We start from the raw sequence: 2,602 nt of genomic DNA, 5'->3' as shown, positions 1-2,602 counted from the left end.
CATGTCGGCGTCATCGAGCACCACGCAGGCGGACTTGCCGCCCAACTCCAGGGCCGCGGGCACGAGGTTGCGGCCGGTGACCTCACCGATGTGGCGGCCGACGCCCTCCGAGCCGGTGAAGGTGACCATGTTCACGTTGGGGTTGGTGATCATCGCTTCGCCGATGACGTTGCCCCAACCGGTCACCATGTTGACCACTCCGGGCGGCAGACCGACCTCGTCGAAGATCTCCATCAGCGCGAACGTCGAGAGCGGGGTGACCTCGGAGGGCTTGAGGACCACCGTGCAGCCGGCGGCCAGCGCCGGGGCGACCTTGGCGGCCATCTGGTGCAACGGGTAGTTCCACGGCGCGATCGCCGCGATGACACCGAGTGGCTCGCGAACCACCAGGGAGTTGCCGATCACCTCCTCAAGGTGGAATTCATCCACCAGGCCCCGGATTGCCGAGAACGACATGGTGGGCAGACCGACCTGAATCAGGCGGGCCAGCGTGATCGGCGTGCCGACCTCGGTGCTGATGATGGCGGCCAACTCGTCGCCACGGTCGGACAACTTCGCCGCGATCGCGTCGATCATGTCGACGCGCTCGGCGATCGGCGTGGCCGCCCACTTCGGGAAGGCTTCCTTGGCGGCGGTGACCGCGCGGTCCACATCGGCGGCATCGCCGACCGGGATGTGGGCGATGACCTCCTCGGTGTAGGGGTTCTCGACCGCGATCGTCTCGGAGCCGCTGGCAGCGGTCCACTGCCCGTTGATGTAGAAACGGTCGTGGACGGGCATCGGAATCGTTGTGGTCATGGTGCTCCTCAGGCGTTGACGGTGGACTAGGCGTTGACGGTGGACTAGGCGTTGACGGTGGACTTGGCTTGGTTGGCGATGTTCGTGGCGGTGCGGTGCGCCAGCGCCATCACCGAGATCATCGGATTGGTACCGCTGGCGGTCGGCATGCCGCTGGCGTCGCCGATGTAAACCCCTGGCGTGTCGTGCAATTCGCCTGACGGATTGGCCACCGAGGTTTGCGGATCGCTGCCCAGCCGGCAACTGCTCATCTGGTGCGCCGAGACGAGCAGCAGGCCTCCGGCCCGCAGCGGCGTGTTCTGTACCGCCTTGATGAACGCTTCCAGGTCGTCGCCGCGGCGCCAACGCCACGACATCGAACCCATCGGGACGATCTGCTCGGCACCGGCGGCGTGCAGCAGCCGGATCTGCTTCTCGATGGAGGTGTGAGCGACCAGGATGTCGATCTCGTCGGTCATCGAGTAGTTGATCACCGAGTTGCCGTTGTCGTCGATGGTGACCGTGCCGTGCCCGCGGTCGCGGGGGAAGGCGATCGAAAGGTGCCCATGGCCGAGTTTGGCGACGGTCTCCTTGTGCTCGGCGCCGGAAGCCCGGGCCATTCCCGCGACGATGACCGACGGCGAGAATTGCGCATTCTGGATCAGGAACCCGTACCCGTCTTTGACGTCGGCGAACTCGTCCACCATGGCGGTCATCGGTGCACCCCACCACGGGGTGGTCTCCTCCGGGTAGATGGCGAGGAACGGCACCACCGGATGAAGGTGCAGGTACTTGCCGACCGCCGGGCCGCCGATGCCCGAGCGCAGCAGCAGGGCGGGAGATTCCAGCGAGCCGCACGCGACGACCACGCGGGGAGCCGTGATGGTCAGCTCTCTCGTGGCGCCGGTCGCCGGGTCGGTATAGGTGGCTTCCACCCCGGCGGCGCGGCCGTTCTCCACCAGCACCCGCTTGGCCGCACAGCCGACGATGATCTTCCCGCCGGCATCGACGAGGTCGCGCAGATAGGTATGGCGCATGTCGCGCTTGCCCCCGGACCGATCGCCAAACCCGAGGTGCCCGGCGGTGTCAGGCGAGTAAGCCTGCGGGTCAGCGTTGCGGACCAGGGTCGTGAACGACCAGCCCAGGGCTTCAGCGCCGGCGCGGATCCTCTGATGCGGACCGTTGAGGTCCGAGCACTCGCCGTTGATTCCCAGTCGCTCGAATACGGCATCGAAGTGCGCGTCGAAGTCCGGCGTCGCGACGTCTTTGAGTCCGAATTCCTCGGCCCAGTTGTCGCGTACCCAGTCCGGCGTGCGCAGGCAGTTGGTCCAGTTGATCGTGGGGCCGCCGCCCAGAGTGGAGCCGGCGAGCATGCTGACGTTCCCGTCGGCGGTGGCGTTGACGCCGCCGCGCCAAAACAGTTGCTGGTAAGCCTGTAATTCGTAGCCCATGAAGTCGGCCTCGTTGCGGGCCTGGCCGGCTTCGAGCACGACGACGTTCAGCCCCGCCTTCGCCAGGACGCCGGCGATCAGCCCGCCGCCGGCGCCGGAGCCGACGATGCAGACGTCGGCCGACACGGTGGACTCGGTGGGTGTGAAGGTGGGCAGCGGCTCAGGTCCGCCGGGCGCGATCTGCGGCGGCCCGTTGTAGCCGAAGGTTGTCCAGGCCGGATTGCCCCCGGTGTTGGGGTCGGGGACGGCGTAAGCCATGGTGGCGGTCAGCGCGGTCAGCGCCCTCATCCCCGCAGCCGGGGCGGCGCCCATCAGCGCGACGTTGCGAATCACCTGCTCGCGGGAGCGCTGCGAGCCGGTGGCGAATCCGAACA

Annotated in this window: 2 protein-coding genes; both read right to left on the bottom strand. The window is 67.5% G+C overall.

Translation table 11 applies throughout. The annotated features are described in order from the left end of the window. The coding region (locus ADBZ6I_RS17065; RefSeq protein WP_526385955.1) for an aldehyde dehydrogenase family protein at nt 1-798 on the bottom strand (798 nt) is incomplete at its 3' end. Nucleotides 799-842: 44 nt separating this feature from the next. Beyond that, a partial coding sequence (locus ADBZ6I_RS17060) for a GMC family oxidoreductase N-terminal domain-containing protein (RefSeq protein ID WP_526385953.1) occupies nt 843-2,602 on the bottom strand: 1,760 nt, incomplete at its 5' end.

This window comes from Mycobacterium sp., assembly GCF_044342925.1.
Taxonomy (GTDB): Bacteria; Actinomycetota; Actinomycetes; order Mycobacteriales; family Mycobacteriaceae; genus Mycobacterium.
This window is presented reverse-complemented; position numbering and strand designations above follow the sequence as displayed.